A 16975-nucleotide genomic window follows, 5' to 3' on the forward strand; every position below is an offset into this window, starting at 1 on the left:
GAGGTAGTCGATCAAGCAGGGCACAGGTTTCGAGATAATCGACTACAGCCTCCTGAAACGCTCCTCGCAGCTTCGCGACTGACGTTCCGTGAAATCCAACGAGATTTTTGGTCCCTGTTATTCGGCCCACATAGCCGCTGTATCTCGTTTTGCTCACGGGGTGACTCCTGATCTCTCGTAGAAAGCCTTCGCGTCACAGGCGAATGAGTCCGCGGACCCGTTTGACATGGGATCCAAATATCAGGTGACTCAGGTCAAAGCTGTAGGCAAAATCCGCGAGTTGCGTAAGGAAGCACGACTTCTGTGCTCTCAGCAGGCAAGTGCCTTGCCGACCCTCAATTCGCCGGGATACTCTCCAGACATCGCTGCAGATTCAGCGATCTGGCTTGGAAACCCGTCGAGTCACGCAACAGCGCTCCTCCCATAAGCGTCAGCGTACTTTTACGACTGTAGGTTTATGATATGGCGGCTGTGCGTGGGACGTCTTAGGACGTGCCGGTCTCCTTGACTCCCGGTTTCCAACCTGCGTACAGCTGCCACCCATTCGCTTGGAAACGATAGCGGCAGCTCCTCATGTCAAGGAGTTAGACCATGAACATCACTATCTTCATTTATTCCCCACCTCACCCTCAACGCCAGATTTCACTATCTTTCCAATTGCCCTCTATTTCTGGAGGTGTCAAATGATCGAAGAAGCCGAAGAACAAACCATCGGTCACACCCACTTCATCTATTGCGCGGACAAGCCACTTTTTCAAGTTTGTGCCGGCGTTCCGTTCAAGGATGCATTGACTCGGGCATCAGATCTGCTGTGCCTGGCCAAATCACTGGCAGAAGACGCCGCTTTCGCGAAGGAAACTGACCGATATGCCTGGGGCGCGCACTTCGTGACGGTGTTTGCAAAAGCCGTGGTCGATGATGTCCTCAAAGCCATGTCACCACGCCCCGGCCCGGTGACTCTGAAAGCCGCAAAATAGCGAGCGAGCCTCTACGTTTGAGTGCTTCGACGGTGGGTGGGCGTGCTTTTAGCGCCCTCCCCCGAGCATCAAAACGCCCGACACAGGGCCGGGCTTCCTTTGGGCTTTCCATTTCTATCCAATTAATTACAAAAGTTATAGGTCGGTTGCACTGAACTCGAGTATCACGGCTTGTGGATAAGCGCCTGTGATATGCGCTGTATGTATCCACGATCCGCTTCAGACATCGCTCTATACGATGTAAGAAGATTCCGCTCTTCTTGCGTTAACTCGGACATTTCGCACTTTGGTTTATCCGTGCGTATGTTCTCTTTTTTGTCTTGATCCAAATGCCCACTACTCCATTAAGTGCATTGAGGGGCAACGTTACTCATGAGTGTGGAAAATCAAAACTGAAATCCGTCGTAACGAATGTTTTAAATCTCGACGAGTTATTTCTTGGCAGCAGAAAGGTGCGTGACTTCGGCCATGGCGCCGACAATTCGATGCACAGCTTTTTGGTCATATTCAGACAGCGTTCGAAGCTGTTGAATGAGTTGGTTTTCAGCAGCATCCAGCTCATTGGCAGTTGGCGATAGACGTACACCGGTCAAGACGTAAAGGACGTCCACACCGGCTCTGGCCACGGCTGTGAGGTAGGCAGAATCAGGATTACGCTCGCTTTTTTCATAGCTGCCCTGCGTGTTGCGAGTGATGCCGCCCTGCTGTGCAAAGGCATCTTGGTTAAGGCCTAGGCGCGTCCTTTCCTCGCGCAAACGCTCACCTACTCCAACGTCCAAGTCTTCCTGAGATGCACAACTTTTCAAGCTTTCACCCTTTACAGGCCCAACTATTTGGGCATAATGAAATCAAACCAACACGAATGCACACGAATGGACACTATGCCCGCCCCACTCACATCCGAGCAAGCCCGAGCGGAACTTGATCGGAAAGGCATCAGCCTTGCCGAGTTCTGTCGCCGTAATGACCTCAATAGCAACTTGGTCAGTGATTTGCTCAACGGTCGCAAGAAAGGACTTCGCGGCAAAGCCCATGACGCTGCGGTATTGCTGGGTATCAAGGTCGGCACCGTTAGCACCGGAGACTGAGAGTCAAATCGTTCACCCAACGCAAGGATGCCCACCATTGAGCACTTATAAACTTGTTTGCCCCCATTGCCATAACCGCATGCGAATACGCACCAGCGAAGGCACGCATATTTTTCTGCGTGTCGCTTATCTGCAATGCCTAAACGAAGCCTGCGGCTGGTCTGTCCGTGCTGAGTTTGAGATGACGCATGAGATGAGTCCCAGCGGAATGGCAAACCCTGCCGTGCAACTCCCGTTGGCGTGTGTGGCGCAGCGTCGAGCGGCCATGCAACCCGATGACAATCAGATGTCGTTGATTCCGCCTCAGGCAATGGAGGCCGCACGATGAACACCACCCATTTCGCCCCTGACTATCGCACCTGCATGCAGGACGCAGCTCACGCCTACCTGTTGCGGCATCGAGCTGAGTATCTAGTTGACTCAGATCGCTTGTTCAGCTGCGCCGAACACCATTTGATCGTAGCCCTTGAGGTTCCGGCCAACCTCGCGGAAAAACTGGTGTACCTGGCGTGGAATGACTTGCAGCAGGCCGATCGAGCGCCTCACCAGGTCACCGACACGCTCTAACCCTTCTCATTTAAGTACCCCGCATCCCTGATCCACAGGGTTGGGAACGCTTTGCCTAAAAATCGAGGATTCCATGGAAGATTCAATCTGCATCAACCTGACACTGAGCCGTATCGAAGCGTGCAAGCTTCTGGATGACATTCGTGATCTATATGCCGCACTTCATGAAAAGCACTGGGATGAAGAGCTATTTAGTGTCATTCCCATCGAACACAGGCTTAACGCAATGCTGGCAGCCCTTCCGTCTTTGAGAGTTAAACATCAGTTGATCACTGCGCTCTCGGAAGAAATCTGGAGAAGGCGTTCTTGGTGAGCGCCTTTCCCAGCACTTTACACGCCGATGTATTGCAGCGCCTCGCAGATGACTATGGACTCAAGCGTCGCTTGAGCACCGATTATCTGCGAGGCGGCAAATGCCCAGCGTGTGGAAAGAAAGAGCTCTACACACGGTATGCCGAGCCTTGGTTGCTCATCTGCGGACGAGAAAGCAAATGCGCGCAGCAGTGGCACCTTAAAGATATCTACGAAGATTTGTTCGACGACTGGAGCAAGCGCGCGCCGTCCTCTGAGCAATTCCCCTTGGCGACGGCTCGGGCTTATCTGGAGTTTGCTCGGGGCTTTCGCTTTGAACTCATTCAAGGCTGGTTCTCTCAGGAAACGTATTTCTCTGAAGCGTTGATCGCCGGCAGCGCGACTGTTCGCTTCGCGCTCGAAAAGGGAGGTTACTGGGAACGCCTGATCGACCGGCCGCAACGGTTCGGCAAGATGAAGGCGCGCTTCAAAGCCGGCGAAAGCCCGCGTGGTTGCTGGTGGTGTCCTCCCTGCATTGGACTGCTGGACGTCGCAGAGTTGTGGATTGTGGAGGGCATTTTTGACGCGATCGCTCTGGTGCATAACGGCATCGCGGCAGTGTCCGCGATGTCGTCCAACCTTTTCCCTGAGGACTCATTGAAGATGCTGGCTCGCCAGCGCGGCGGGAAGTTGCCCAAACTGGTTTGGGCATTGGACAACGAACCGGGTGCGCACAAGTACACCAAGCGCTGGGTGCGCCAGGCTCGAGCCCTAGGTTACGAATGCTATGCAGCGCAGATCCCCCAAACAGACAGCCGCAAGGTCGACTGGAACGATCTGCATCAACGCTGGGCTTTCATCGATGATGAAAATCAGCGCGCCGAGCGGATTAAAAAAGACGTGGCCACCGCCCGCTATTATGGCTCTTTGCTGATCGCGGAAAGCGCCTCAGAAAAAGGCGTGCTGATGTACGACTGGCGCGAGCGCCATGAATTTCACTTTGGTTTCGACAGCCGTTTGTACTGGTTCAGGATGGATCTCGAGAAGTTCAGCCGGGCGATGCATGCGCTGGAAGCTTCCGACCTTCACGAAGACCAGCTACTCAGCGAAGGCCAGCGACGGCAAAAAGCCCTGCGGCAATGTGGTGGTGTCATAGAGATCGCCAACTGTTATCCGCAGGCCCTGTATTTTCAACGTAACGAAGTCACCGATGAATCCTGGTATTACTTTCGCGTCGACTTCCCCCACGACAGTGGCAGTGTGAAAAACACCTTCACTGGTGGCCAGGTCGCTGCTGCTAGCGAGTTCAAAAAACGCCTGCTGGGGATGGCTGCCGGCGCGGTGTTTACCGGCAGTAGCAAGCAGCTCGACAAGATCATGAAGGACCAGCTGTTCGGTTTGAAGACTGTCGAAACGGTCGACTTCGTCGGCTACAGCAAGCAGCACAGTTGCTACGTATTCGGCGACCTCGCGGTCCGCAGCGGTATCGTCAGCCTAGTGAACAAGGAAGACTTTTTCGAATTCGGCAAACTGCGACTCAAGACACTGCAGAAGTCGATCACCATGCACATTCAGCGCGACGGGAAGCAGTACCGCACTGACTGGTTGCCGATGTTGTGGTTGTGCTTTGGTGCCAAGGGAATTGTCGCCCTCGCCTTCTGGTTTGGCTCGCTCTTCGCCGAGCAGATCCGAGCGAAGTACAAGTCGTTTCCGTTCCTTGAGGTCACTGGCGAGGCCGGCGCCGGCAAGACCACGTTGCTGACTTTTTTGTGGAAGCTGCTCGGCCGCGAGCATGAGGGTTTTGATCCTTCGAAATCGACCCGGGCCGGACGTCAGCGGGCGATGGGGCAAGTTTCCAATATGCCAGTGGTGCTGATCGAGGGCGATCGGAATGAACCGGACAAAGCCCACGCCAAAGGTTTCGACTGGGACGAGCTGAAGGACTATTACGGCGGCGGCACGCTCGGCACCAAGGGCATGAAAACCAGCGGGAACGAGACTTATGAACCACCGTTTCGCGGTGCGATTGCGATTAGTCAGAACGCCGATGTCAGCGCTTCCGAAGCCATCCTCACGCGGATCATCAAATCGCATTTTGCGCGGCCGGAAGTCACGACAGAGAGTCGCGCGGCCGCTGACAATTTGAATCTGATTCCAGTGGAGCAACTGAGCCATTTTTTACTGCTGGCCGTACGTGCTGAAACGCAGGTGATGACTCGGTTCGCCGAGCGCGTGCTTGTTCACGAACGGCAGTTACGCGAACTCAAAGATATTCGCGTTGAGCGGATTATCAAGAACCACAGCCAGTTGATGGCTCTGGTGGATTGCCTGCGCCTGGTTTGCGCGCTCGATGACAACCAGCTAGACACAACACAACAAGCGCTGATGAGCATGGCGCTGGAGCGACAAGCCGCGATCAGCGCTGACCACCCGCTGGTTGCCGAGTTTTGGGATGTATTCGAATACCTCGAAAGTCTCGGCGAAGGCCCACAGGTCAATCACAGTACAGACCCCAAACTTATCGCGGTCAACCTCAACGAATTTGCGGAGTTAGCCAGCCTCCACCGGCAGAACCTCGCCGACCTCAAAACGTTGCGTGGGCTGCTAGTGAACAGTCGTAGCCATAAGTGGCTGGAAACCAATAAAGCGGTGTACAGCGCGGTTCGCGCTTCTCAAGCGGTAATCAACGGAGTGCCAAGACGGAGCTCTACTGTGCGCTGCTGGATTTTTAAGCAGGCGTGACGCGCTGCAATTAAAGGAACACTCGGCGCTGCAGTGCCGAGATGCGTAATGGAGAACACCATGCAAACACAAAAACCAAGCGGAAGCGATATAGAGGCCTCCCCGAACATTTTCAAAGTCTGCGACGAGGTTTCTTTTGTTGCTGCGCGTATGGCTGGGTACAGATTGCGCATGTGCGAGAGAGCGTGTGCCGACATAGGCAGCGCTACGGCTGTCGTCCAGGCCTGCAGTAGTCCTGACTGTTTGTGGCCCTCGAAGCAGACAGCCAGTTTCGTCCTGGAAGGAGCAGATTTGCCCTCTGAAAAACATAACAAGCCACGAGACACTTTCTCTTTGGAACAAGCATGAATCGAGAAAACCAGCCTCAGTTGGCGAGCGAAACGCTTTCGGAAGATGAACTGGCAACCATCACTGGATACAAGACGCCGTGTTTCCAGCGCCAGTGGTTAACCCGCAACGAATGGGAGTACGTCCTCACGGGCGCACAACGTCCAGTGGTGGGCCGTGTTTACGCCCGTTTGAAACTCGCCGGGGTAAAGCCGTCAGCCAACAACGCTGTCGCCGAGACCTGGTCCCTTGATCTATCCCGTGTGAACTAACAATGCGCCATAAGAAACCAGCAAACCGAGATTTGCCACCAAGGATGATCCGCCGCACCCGAAAAAGGAAAAACGGACAAATCTGGGTGGGCTACTACTACAACGGCAGAGATGCTGAAGGCAATCGCGTCGAGATCCCTTTGGGAGGGGATCTCGACGAAGCCAAGATCGAATGGGCACGATTAGATCGCAAAGCGGTACCCAAACCGGCCCACTTGATGGGCCGGTTGTTTGATGACTATGAGTCGAAGGTGATCCCGACACTCAAGCCAGGCACTCGAAACGATTACTTAAAGGGTCTCAAGCAACTGCGGAACGCATTCGAGTCGGCCCCGATCGAGGCGATCTCGCCGCAGGTGATAGCTCAGTACCGAGACGCGCGCACGGCGAAAGTGCGCGCAAATCGTGAGATCGCCCTGCTCTCGACAATGTTCACCTTTGCCCGCGAGTGGGGCCTGACCGACAAGGCCAACCCGTGCTTCGGCCTTCGAAGGAACAAGGAGACGCCTCGGGACTTCTACGCCGGCGATATCATATGGAATGCCGTGTACGAGCAAGCCGGACAAGACCTCCGGGACGCCATGGACTTGGCATATCTGACGGGCCAGCGCCCGGCCGACGTGTTGAAGGCATCGACCACCGATCTTAATCATGGATTTCTGATGGTTGGCCAGGGCAAGACGGAAAAGCGCCTGAGAATCCGCCTCTACGACGCCGACAACGAGACAGATCTTTGTGTCTTCATCAACGGTCTCCTTGATCGGCGGGTTCAGGCTGGCATAAAGACATCGACCTTGATCACAAACCACACAGGCTTACGCATGAGCTACAACATGCTGCGCAACCGTTGGGACGAGGCCCGAGACCAGGCGGCGACAAAAGCCGCGACCGAAGGTGACGCCGAGCTGGCCATCACGATTCGAAAGTTTCAATTCAGAGACATCCGCCCAAAGGCCGGTAGCGAAATCGAGGACATCAAGCACGCAAGCCGTCTGCTTGGTCATTCCACTGAGGAAATGACAAAAAAGGTATACCGCCGAGTGGGGGAAATCGTAAAGCCAACGAAATAACTACACCTTTAGAGAGAACCGGCTTCCGGTCAAAGCCGGCTAACAAATATAATTTACTCAATCCATTGAGATAAGGGGCCAAAATTACCTGCAATTCGCTTCATATTTGCATGACCAATTGCCATACCCACACTAGTGAGGGTGAAACTTCTGAAGTCGCTAACGCTCCACAATGAAAACACCTGCTCCATATAGCCTCGCAACCCCATACACTTCGCACGAACTTCTGCATGAGACATTCGCCCCAAGTTAAAGAGCCGATCTATTATTAATCGATTCGCCTCATCAACTCCATGTTCGTCATACATCGCTGTAAGAGAAGCAGCATTTTGAACCCGGACTTGAAGCTTTTCCGAGTCATTTAAGCAGGTCATCAAAAATTTACGCCTAGTTCTAATTGGAAGCAACTCAACATCAGCTTCATCTCTAGTGAACCCTTTCGAGAAAAGCCCTGGATATTGGGCCAAAAAGGATTCCTCAAGGCTCCGCGAGATCATTTGCGCGCTACCACACCCTGTAAACTGAAGATGTTGAAAAGATGATGCACTCTTAACTAGCTGATCTGCAAGTGGCAGTATATTTTTATCGAAATATAGCCCTAGCTGCTCATCATTAACTACTGCGTTATCTATCGTATAGCAACACAAAAAAAGCATGGAAAGATTAGCCACTTGCGCAGAAGTGAGTTTAGGAACTATCTCCAACGATTCATTCAGGACAATTTGCAGTAAGTCCCTCTTATCTTGCTTGCTCCGATCAACAAGCAAATCGACGAGCAGGTCCCCTAAGTCAACATCACCTGTTCGCCCATAATTTTTCTGCACGGTATATAAAGCATGCTGAAAATCCGGATCAACCGCTTTCTTGAGGCCTTCCGGGTAATCCCTTTCGATTTGGGAAATGACCTTCTCAGTGATTTCCTCTACTCGGGCACTCATCGTGTCCCTCGCAGCCCCGGTCAGCTCATAAAAAGTCGCCTTTGCAACATCCAAAGCAATTGCCCGCGCGTCCGCAACGGAAATACCCACAGTGACATTTCCGCCCGCTTGTATTGCTAACGCTCCGGCACCGACTTCTTGGTTTTGGTCTTTATTCAGCATCCTTTGAATCCCCACCCGAAATGCTTCCAACGTGAGCATCACGGCCCGCCTGCACTCCAACACCACCAGCCCCGACTACCTGTGATTGTGCTTCTTTTCGAGCCGACTGACGCTCGCCAAACCATATGGCAATTAGTCCGGATAGCGTTGAGACAATTGCGATTCCAGGTTCGTAATCAGGACTAGCCCAAAACCATGCAATTGAGCCAAAGAACGCAACGAACGCCAAAAGCTTAAGAACGAACATAACCGGCTCCAGAATTTTCACTTGTTGCTAGCGTGGCACGTCGCCAGCAACTATGTCGAGCTTTGCGCGCGTCGCCTACAGCGCATCTTAAGCGCGACAAGGCCACCGTCTCTATGGAAAACAGAGGGTTCCTTGCGGAACACCAGTGAAAATTGCGGAACACCCCACTTTTTTGCAGGTAATAAAAAACCCCGTAGATCATTGATCTACGGGGTTTTTAATAGTGGAGGCCGAGGTCGGAATCGAACCGGCGTAGGTGGATTTGCAATCCACTGCATAACCATTTTGCTACTCGGCCTCAAAGCATTTGCTGTCAGTAGCACAACAACAAATACGTAAAACTTGGAGCGGGAAACGAGACTCGAACTCGCGACCCCGACCTTGGCAAGGTCGTGCTCTACCAACTGAGCTATTCCCGCTTGGTGATGCGCATTCTATAGAATTAAGAAGGTCCGTCAACCCCTTGATTCAAAAAACTTTTATTTCTTTTCCACATCCGTCTTCAGATGCGGCCAGGCAGCACGAAGGTATTGAACCATCGACCATAACGTCAGGCCGGCGGAGACCATCAGCAAGGCGTAACCCAATATCACCCAGAAGCTGAAGTCCTTGGGATTGGCCAGCAGGATCACCAAAGCAAGCATCTGTGCAGCGGTTTTCCATTTGCCCAGATTGGACACTGCGACATGGGCACGGGCGCCGAGTTCGGCCATCCATTCACGCAATGCCGAAACGACGATTTCGCGACCGATGATGACTGCCGCCGGCAACGTAAGCCAGAGATTGCCGTGTTCCTGCACCAGCAACACCAACGCCACGGCAACCATGAGTTTGTCGGCAACCGGATCGAGAAACGCGCCGAACGGCGTGCTCTGCTCCAGACGACGGGCCAGATAACCGTCCAGCCAGTCGGTCGCTGCCGCGAAGGCAAATACCGAGGCGGAGGCCATGTAACTCCACTGGTAAGGCAGATAGAACAGCAAAATGAAGATCGGTATGAGCAGGACGCGTAGAACGGTAATCAGATTAGGGATATTCATCGGCACAACTGGCTACGAGGTGAGGGGGCATTCTACTCGCTATGCAGGTTCGCATAAATCGACTCTGCGAGCTTTTTACTGATCCCCGGGGCTTTGGCGATCTCTTCGATGCTTGCACGAGACAGCTCCTGCAATCCACCAAAATGTTTCAACAAGTCGCGACGGCGGGTTGGTCCAACGCCAGCAACGCCTTCAAGCGTAGACGTACGGCGGGTTTTGCCGCGGCGCGCGCGGTGCCCGGTGATTGCGAAACGGTGTGCTTCGTCGCGAATCTGCTGAATTAGATGCAATGCCGGCGAGTCGCCGCGCAACGTGAACTCGTGCGCTGCATCATTCAGATACAACGTTTCGAAGCCGGCCTTGCGGGTTGCGCCCTTGGCAACACCGAGCAGGATCAGATCCGGCACGGCCAGTTCATTGAGCACGTCGCGAGCCATCGATAACTGGCCCTTGCCGCCATCCACCAGCAGAATGTCCGGCAACTTGCCCTCGCCTTCCTTGAGTCGACTGAAACGCCGCGTCAGTGCCTGGTGCATGGCAGCGTAATCGTCACCGGCCGTGACACCTTCGATGTTGTAGCGGCGGTAATCCGACTTGATTGCACCTTCAGGGCCGAACACCACGCAGGAAGCCACCGTCGCTTCACCGCTGGAATGACTGATGTCGTAGCATTCCAGACGCTGTGGCGGCTCATCGAGATTGAGCACTTCGGCCAACGCCTCGAAACGCGCCGCGGTGTGTTGACGGTTGGCCAGACGCGCGCCCAACGCCTGCTCGGCATTGGTGACAGCCAGTTGCTGCCAGCGCGCGCGCGTGCCGCGGACCCGATGGCTGATCGCCAACTCGCGGCCACGCAACTCGTGAATGGCCTCGATCAGCGCCGCAAAGTCTTCGTGCACCACGTTGACGATCAGCTCGCTCGGCAAATCGCGCTCGGGACTGCTGATGAAGTATTGGCCCAGAAACGCCGCCATGACTTCCGACACGTCTTCTTCGATGCCCACTTGCGGGAAGAAATTCTTGCTGCCCAGCACGCGCCCGCCGCGAACACTGATCAGATGCACACAGGCACCACCGGGGTTGACGAACGCAGCGATGACATCAATGTCTCCCGTGCCACCCTCCATGCTTTGCTGATCCTGAACCCGTCGCAACAGTGCGATCTGATCGCGAAGCTCGGCGGCTCGCTCAAATTCCAGATTGATCGCCGCTTCTTCCATTGCCGTGGACAGCTCGTTGGTCAACGCATGACTACGCCCCTCAAGAAACATCACCGAGTGACGCACGTCCTCGGCGTAAACCTCGGGCTCGACCAAGCCAACGCAAGGCGCCTTGCAGCGTTTGATCTGATATTGCAGGCATGGCCGCGCGCGGTTCTTGTAGTAGCTGTCTTCACACTGACGAACGAAAAAGGTTTTTTGCAGAAGGCTCAGGCTTTCGCGGATGGCACCGGCACTCGGATAGGGGCCGAAGTATTTGCCTTTGGCTTTTTTCGCTCCGCGATGAATGCTCAGGCGCGGAAATTGACCATCGGAGAGAAACACGTAGGGGTAGGATTTGTCGTCGCGCAACAGAATGTTGTACGGCGGACGCCATTCCTTGATCAGCGTTTGCTCAAGCAACAGCGCTTCGGTTTCATTCGCCGTGATGGTCGTCTCGACCTGCGCAATCCGTCCGACCAATGCCGCGGTTTTCGGTGCTAGACCGGTTTTGCGAAAGTAGCTGGCCAGGCGTTTTTTCAGATTCTTGGCTTTACCGACGTATAACAGTCGCGCATCACTGTCGAACATGCGATAGACGCCTGGGCGTCCGCTGACGGTCGAGAGAAAAGCGCTGGAGTCGAATGTTTCAGTCATGATCAGAGGCTGGCATCGACCATGCCGTGACGAACCGCCAACAGCGTCAACTCGACGTCGCTGCTGATCGAAAGCTTCTCGAAGATACGGTAGCGATAGGTGTTCACGGTTTTCGGCGACAGGCACAGTTTATCGGAAATGATCTGCACCTTCTGACAGCCGACGATCATCAAAGCGATCTGGATTTCCCGCTCCGACAATGCATCGAAAGGCGAGTCGTTGGACGGCTGGAAGGATTTGATTGCCAGTTGCTGAGCGATTTGCGGACTGATGTAGCGCTGACCGGCGAACACCAGGCGAATCGCCTGAACCATTTCCGGCAATCCCGCCCCCTTGGTCAGATAGCCCGCAGCGCCGGCCTGCAGCAAGCGTGTCGGAAAAGGGTCCTCTTCACATACCGTCACCGCGACAACTTTGATGTCCGGATGACTGCGCAGGAGCTTACGCGTGGCTTCCAGGCCACCGATGCCGGGCATCTTGACATCCATGAGAACCACATCGGGTTTCAACTCTCGAGCCTTGATCAGGGACTCTTCCCCGGACTCGGCCTGGCCGACCACCTGCAAGCCGTCGATATCGGCCAGCATGCGGGTAATGCCCGTACGAACGAGATCATGGTCATCGACCACTAGCACCCTAATCAAGCAGACACCTCGCGATATGGTCATATTGGGATGCGGGACACCTTAGCAAAAAGTGCCCCACAGACCTAGCGGAAAGCAGCATTAAAAAAGTTTCAATACATCATTGAGGGCTTGCCGGCTGCGGGTTTCAAAGCACAGGTGTGCTGATATCGAGCTGCATTCGCAGAAAACACTCGTCTCTGCCTTGCACCTGCAGGCCTTTTCTTTCGTACAAGCTCCTTGCCGGATTATTCTCGAAAACCGTCAGTCGAATCGCCGGACGACGCTCTCCGCGCGCGATGTCGATAACCTGATCGATTGCCCAGGAACCGGCGCCTTGCCGATGAAACGCTTCAGCGACCTGTAATTCGCGGATATAAAGCGCGCGCATGTCCCGGCTCAGACTGACATAACCGACAGGCACGCTATCGCGCACTATCAGCCAGTTTTGCCGCTCCGACCACGCGACATCGAACGCATGGTCCTGCCATGGCAGCTCGAATTCGATGTAGTAACGCAGCATGTTCTGGCTGGTCAGCTCGCGGGCGAATGACAGGTCCTCGACGGTGGCGCGACGCAATTCAAAACTCATCCTGCTCTCTCCGGCTCCACCAAACGCGGATTCTTGCCATTCTTGACCTCATTGGTCAGCGCCCCGGCGAGCATAAATGACACCACTGTTCATCCTCGGCAAACAAACAAAGTACTGGGTGTCACGACTATCAAACACCTCGACAATAGGCGTTATGTTGAACAGGTAATAGCAATTTCTGATTGCTGCCGCCAGTCAGCGTCGAGTAAGCTCGGCTCATTCATCGGAGACAGATCATGTTCGACGCCCTTTCACAGCTTCATCCCGTCAGCGCCCAGCGCTCGGTTGCGGCTGCGTGGGTGAACGGTGTTTGCGCTCCGGTCAGCTTTTATTTTGGGTATTGGTTTAGCCACTGGCGCGCCTGATACCCAAACGGCGCCCATTTAAACGGGTCGCCTACCAGAGATTTCTCAACCCCCGGTCGGCTTCCCGACCGGGGGTTTTGTTTTTTCAGGCTTCACAAATTTTCAGCCACACCACCAGACACTTGAGGATTCACCCATGAACAACGCCACTTATTACCGTTACGACAGCTTTAGCGCCTGGCGATTTACCAGCTTCCGCTCGGGACAGCCTGCCGCCTCCGATCGGTCACCTGCAGGTGGCAAGCACACACACGTAGCCAATCCGGCCAATTGTCGAACACCCCAGTAGGGCCGAGTGCGCGGTGAAAAACCGCCGCCAGCCCAGGAAGACCGAATATGAACTCGTCCGTTTCCGCTCTGCCACTCTCCACGTTGAACCCTGCCAACGAAGCGCTGACGTTGCGTCTGCCCAGCTCGTTGCAATTAAAACAGCAATTACCGCTCAACAACGCCTTGAGCCAGCAAGTCGCCGCCCAACGCCAAGCCGTGCGGGCCATTCTCAACGGCCGGGACCAGCGCCTGCTCGTGATCGTTGGCCCCTGCTCTATCCATGACCCGCAATCCGCACTTGAATATGCCGACAAACTCGCTCGACTGGCTGAACAGGTCAGCGACGAAATGCTTCTGGTGATGCGTGCCTATGTAGAAAAACCGCGCACCACGGTTGGCTGGAAAGGCCTGGCCTATGACCCGCACCTGGATGGCAGCGATGACATGGCCGGTGGCCTTGCGCTGTCACGTGAATTGATGCTGGAAATGATCCGGCTCGGCTTGCCGGTGGCCACAGAACTGCTGCAACCAATGGCCGCTGGGTACTTCGATGATTTGCTGAGCTGGGTAGCGATTGGCGCGCGCACCACGGAGTCGCAGATCCACCGCGAAATGGCCAGTGGCTTGAGCATGCCGGTCGGCTTCAAGAACGGCACCGACGGCGGCGCCGCCATTGCAGTTGACGCCATGCGGTCGGCCGCGCACCCGCACCGGCACTTCGGCGTCGACAGCCAAGGCCATCCGGCCATCATTCAAACCCCAGGCAACCCAGACACCCATCTGGTGCTGCGCGGAGGTCACAAAGGGCCGAACCATGATCGTGAGAGCGTGGCAAAGATCCACGCCGATCTGAATCGACTGAATATCCCGAGCCGGATCATGGTCGATTGCAGTCACGCCAACAGCGGCAAGGACCCTTTGCGCCAGCCCGGCGTTTTCAACGAGGTGCTTGAGCAACGGCTTCAAGGTGATCGCGGTCTGATCGGCATGATGCTGGAATCCCACCTGTTCGAGGGCTGCCAGCCACTCAGCGGATCTCTGCGCTACGGGGTATCGATTACCGATGGCTGCCTCGGCTTCAATGCGACTGAGCGCTTGCTGCTCGACGCCGCCAAGCGTCTCGCTGCACCTGCGAACTGATGGCCATGCCAGCCCTTCGGTTTCGCTGGAACCGAAGGGCTGGGCAACAGTGCTACGCCTCGACTCGCACCTGTGTTTGCGCAGATTCCTCACTGACATCGTCCAGACGTTCAACCGTGTAGGCCACACGCACCGTAGTGCCATGATGCTCACGCCAGAACCGGTGCGGCACGATAAAAATTAGCGGTTTCCCTGCCGTTTCGCGCGTGATCTCACGTTCGTCGCGGTGGTTGAAAAGTTCTCCATCACATTTGAGGTAGACCAGCTCCCCTTCCTGTGTCCCGGCGTTACCGATCACGACGGTCACGCCGTCGACTGAATTCTCGCTGTCGAGCACGCCATCTTGCGCTTCCAGCACATCTGGGGCGTTCAGATCATTACGAACAAAAGGCGCCACGAGCAGTTCCGTCACTTCCGACTCGCGCACTTTGCCGTCAACGCTTTCGACCCGGTAACGCACCGCGATCTGCTCACCGAAATGGCCCGCGATATGTACTCCGTCAACCCAAAATGACAGCACGTCGGCGACAGCGAAGGTCTCGACCTTCAAACTGTCCCTGAAGGAAGCTGCACCGGCATCGGCGCACCACAGCAACGTCACCCGATCGCCAGCTGCCATGCGCGCGTAAGGCTGCAGCGAAACAAGCGTGCCCTGCGGCACCCGCGCTGGGTCGAGCGTCCCGCTGATCACGCCTTCGACGATCGGCGCGAGCAATTGTGCTCGTGTATCACCCACCGACAATTGCACACGAGCCGACACGGAGGGCTCGGGCGAGCCGGCACTGACTCGTGTCCAGTAGACCTCCAGCGAACCGCCATCCAGTGCCGCGACATGCAGGCCTTTGACGACGAACACCATATCCTTCCCGACCTGAGTTTCAGTGACATAACGAACCATTTCATGCTGGTAAGCGAAGCCTTCGATATCCAGCCCTTCCCAACTCAGCAGCAAGCGGTCGCCGCACGTCATGCCGGGATAAGGCGCGATACGGACAACGACCCTGCCCAGCGCGGGATCGAGCACTGTGCCGTCGATTGAATCCAGGGTCACCGCGGGCAGCAGTTCACTTGACATACAAGGACCTGCAGGGTGGCGCATCCGGTAGCAAAACTCGACTTCATGCGTGTTCATTTGTGGCTCCATTCCTTGGAAAAACGCCGCTGGATGGGCGGCGTCGACAGCTCACATTGAACAGGATCACGCCCGTTTTCTCTGTCAGGCCGAGTCGCCGCAGGTCTCGGTTAAAAGCGGCGCGCCGGGTAGGCAAACAACGTGAATTCGCGTTGGAGCGAGCGAAAGATGGCGGCAACTTCCGATTCGGATCTCACAAGTATCTGAAAATTCGTACAACCCCTAGTCCATATTCAACAGCCAAGAGATGCCTCTTCTTACTTCTTCGGCGGGATGAGTGTTTTAGAGTGGCGTCCGTATTCCCGACGAACTTCTGTGAAAAAGGTAAGAACATGCAACGGAATGCTTCAACTCGCTATCCCATCCTGTTGGTACACGGCCTGTTCGGATTCGAGCGCATCGGCCATTTCGAGCTGTTCCATGAGGTAAAAAACGCACTGAAGACGGCTGGCAACCGCGTGTTTGTTCCACACCTCTCTGCCACCCAAAAGAACGAAACAAGGGGTGAACAGTTGCTTGCACAGATAGACCGAGTCCTGCGGGGCACAGGTGCCGAGAAAGTCAATCTCATCGGGCACAGCCAAGGGGCATTGGCCGCTCGATACGCTGCTGCGCTTGCGCCACACTCGGTCGCCTCGGTGACTTCAGTCAGTGGCCCGAATCATGGATCGGAACTGGCGGATTTTCTGCGCAAGGCACTGGTGCCAGGCAGATTGCCAGAAACCGTCGCTCAGAACGTGGCTACCCTCTTCGCCAACTTTCTTTCCTTGCTCAGTGGCAACCAGACGTTGCCGCAGAACGCCCTGGCAGCGCTTAACGCACTCACGACCGTAGGGGTCGGCCATTTCAATGATCGATTCCCGCAGGGATTACCCCAGACATGGGGCGGTCAGGGTGCGGATCAAGTCAACGGGGTGCGCTATTACTCCTGGAGCGGGGTGATTGCGACAAAGAGCCCGTCGCTGGTCGATCCGACGCAGAGCGTTTGCCACGCCCTTTCGCAGTACTTCATGACCGAGACAGAGCAGAACGATGGTTTCGTCGGTCGCTTCAGCTCTCACCTGGGCCAAGTGATTCGCTCAGACTATCCGCTGGATCATCTGGGCAGTCTGCGCCGCGCGGCCGGCACGGTCACGGCACTGCCCGATCCGATCGAACTGTACGTCGACCACGCTGAGCGTCTGCGCGCAGCCAGTCTTTGACGAGCACCACATACCAAGCAAGGAACTTTGCCGGGAAATCGCTCACTGAATCCGGTACGCTCCACTCTTTACTG

At 55.3% G+C, this 16975-nt stretch carries 18 protein-coding genes and 2 tRNA genes; 10 read left to right on the top strand and 10 right to left on the bottom strand.

What is annotated here, in order from left to right; all coding sequences use genetic code 11:
• The first annotated feature begins 683 nt into the window (after positions 1-683).
• Complete coding sequence (locus J3P75_RS15115) at positions 684-977, top strand: DUF3077 domain-containing protein (RefSeq protein ID WP_434707259.1); 294 nt, start codon at positions 684-686, stop codon at positions 975-977.
• Between the two features lie 431 nt (positions 978-1408).
• Here the strand turns inward: J3P75_RS15115 and J3P75_RS15120 are convergent, their stop codons facing one another.
• Complete coding sequence (locus J3P75_RS15120; RefSeq protein ID WP_434707260.1) at positions 1409-1783, bottom strand: helix-turn-helix domain-containing protein; 375 nt, start codon at positions 1781-1783, stop codon at positions 1409-1411.
• Between the two features lie 75 nt (positions 1784-1858).
• Here J3P75_RS15120 and J3P75_RS15125 point away from each other — a divergent pair, with 75 nt between their 5' ends.
• From J3P75_RS15125 to J3P75_RS15155, 7 genes are all read left to right on the top strand, one after another.
• On the top strand, positions 1859-2065 hold the full coding sequence (locus J3P75_RS15125) for a DNA-binding protein (RefSeq protein WP_434707261.1): 207 nt from the start codon (positions 1859-1861) through the stop codon (positions 2063-2065).
• Between the two features lie 37 nt (positions 2066-2102).
• The gene (locus J3P75_RS15130; protein ID WP_332763148.1) at positions 2103-2393 is read left to right on the top strand and encodes an ogr/Delta-like zinc finger family protein; all 291 of its coding nucleotides are present in this window, start codon (positions 2103-2105) and stop codon (positions 2391-2393) included.
• Positions 2390-2632 (top strand): hypothetical protein, encoded by a 243-nt coding sequence (locus J3P75_RS15135; protein WP_434707262.1) that lies wholly within the window; start codon positions 2390-2392, stop codon positions 2630-2632. Before J3P75_RS15130 ends, J3P75_RS15135 begins: the two co-directional genes overlap by 4 nt.
• Positions 2633-2705: 73 nt before the next feature.
• Positions 2706-2945 (top strand): hypothetical protein, encoded by a 240-nt coding sequence (locus J3P75_RS15140; protein WP_434707263.1) that lies wholly within the window; start codon positions 2706-2708, stop codon positions 2943-2945.
• Positions 2942-5665 carry a bifunctional DNA primase/helicase gene (locus J3P75_RS15145; RefSeq protein ID WP_434707264.1) on the top strand — a complete coding sequence of 908 codons (2724 nt, stop codon included), beginning with the start codon at positions 2942-2944 and terminating at the stop codon, positions 5663-5665. The genes J3P75_RS15140 and J3P75_RS15145 overlap by 4 nt, the downstream gene beginning before the upstream one ends.
• A 344-nt stretch (positions 5666-6009) precedes the next feature.
• A complete protein-coding gene (locus J3P75_RS15150) occupies positions 6010-6264 on the top strand; it encodes a DUF4224 domain-containing protein (RefSeq protein ID WP_122699225.1) in 255 nt (84 codons plus the stop codon).
• 2 nt (positions 6265-6266) lie between these two features.
• Positions 6267-7334 (top strand): tyrosine-type recombinase/integrase, encoded by a 1068-nt coding sequence (locus J3P75_RS15155; RefSeq protein ID WP_434707265.1) that lies wholly within the window; start codon positions 6267-6269, stop codon positions 7332-7334.
• A 53-nt stretch (positions 7335-7387) separates the two neighbouring features.
• Here J3P75_RS15155 and J3P75_RS15160 read toward each other — a convergent pair whose 3' ends face one another.
• From J3P75_RS15160 to J3P75_RS15195, 8 genes are all read right to left on the bottom strand, one after another.
• Complete coding sequence (locus J3P75_RS15160; RefSeq protein ID WP_434707266.1) at positions 7388-8434, bottom strand: LPO_1073/Vpar_1526 family protein; 1047 nt, start codon at positions 8432-8434, stop codon at positions 7388-7390.
• Positions 8424-8681, bottom strand: a complete 258-nt coding sequence (locus J3P75_RS15165; RefSeq protein WP_434707267.1) for a hypothetical protein — start codon at positions 8679-8681, stop codon at positions 8424-8426. The genes J3P75_RS15160 and J3P75_RS15165 overlap by 11 nt, the downstream gene beginning before the upstream one ends.
• A gap of 224 nt (positions 8682-8905) precedes the next feature.
• Positions 8906-8979 (bottom strand) — tRNA-Cys (locus J3P75_RS15170).
• A 45-nt stretch (positions 8980-9024) separates the two neighbouring features.
• Positions 9025-9100, bottom strand: a tRNA-Gly gene (locus tag J3P75_RS15175).
• A gap of 60 nt (positions 9101-9160) precedes the next feature.
• The gene (gene pgsA / locus J3P75_RS15180; protein ID WP_007950102.1) at positions 9161-9721 is read right to left on the bottom strand and encodes a CDP-diacylglycerol--glycerol-3-phosphate 3-phosphatidyltransferase; all 561 of its coding nucleotides are present in this window, start codon (positions 9719-9721) and stop codon (positions 9161-9163) included.
• A 32-nt stretch (positions 9722-9753) separates the two neighbouring features.
• Entirely contained in the window at positions 9754-11577 is a 1824-nt protein-coding gene (gene uvrC / locus J3P75_RS15185; protein WP_434707268.1) for an excinuclease ABC subunit UvrC, read from the bottom strand.
• A 2-nt stretch (positions 11578-11579) separates the two neighbouring features.
• Positions 11580-12221, bottom strand: coding sequence for a response regulator transcription factor GacA (gacA, locus tag J3P75_RS15190; protein ID WP_016984198.1), 642 nt, complete (start codon positions 12219-12221; stop codon positions 11580-11582).
• 127 nt (positions 12222-12348) lie between these two features.
• Positions 12349-12792 (bottom strand): GNAT family N-acetyltransferase, encoded by a 444-nt coding sequence (locus J3P75_RS15195; RefSeq protein WP_434707269.1) that lies wholly within the window; start codon positions 12790-12792, stop codon positions 12349-12351.
• Positions 12793-13493: 701 nt separating this feature from the next.
• Here J3P75_RS15195 and J3P75_RS15200 point away from each other — a divergent pair.
• Complete coding sequence (locus tag J3P75_RS15200) at positions 13494-14567, top strand: 3-deoxy-7-phosphoheptulonate synthase (protein ID WP_434707270.1); 1074 nt, start codon at positions 13494-13496, stop codon at positions 14565-14567.
• Between the two features lie 52 nt (positions 14568-14619).
• Here J3P75_RS15200 and J3P75_RS15205 read toward each other — a convergent pair whose 3' ends face one another.
• On the bottom strand, positions 14620-15699 hold the full coding sequence (locus J3P75_RS15205) for a hypothetical protein (protein WP_434707271.1): 1080 nt from the start codon (positions 15697-15699) through the stop codon (positions 14620-14622).
• Between the two features lie 332 nt (positions 15700-16031).
• Between J3P75_RS15205 and J3P75_RS15210 the strand changes: the two genes are divergently transcribed.
• Positions 16032-16901, top strand: coding sequence for an esterase/lipase family protein (locus J3P75_RS15210; protein WP_434711309.1), 870 nt, complete (start codon positions 16032-16034; stop codon positions 16899-16901).
• Positions 16902-16975: the final 74 nt, after the last annotated feature.

Source organism: Pseudomonas sp. R1-1 (genome assembly GCF_051132135.1).
Classification (GTDB): domain Bacteria; phylum Pseudomonadota; class Gammaproteobacteria; order Pseudomonadales; family Pseudomonadaceae; genus Aquipseudomonas.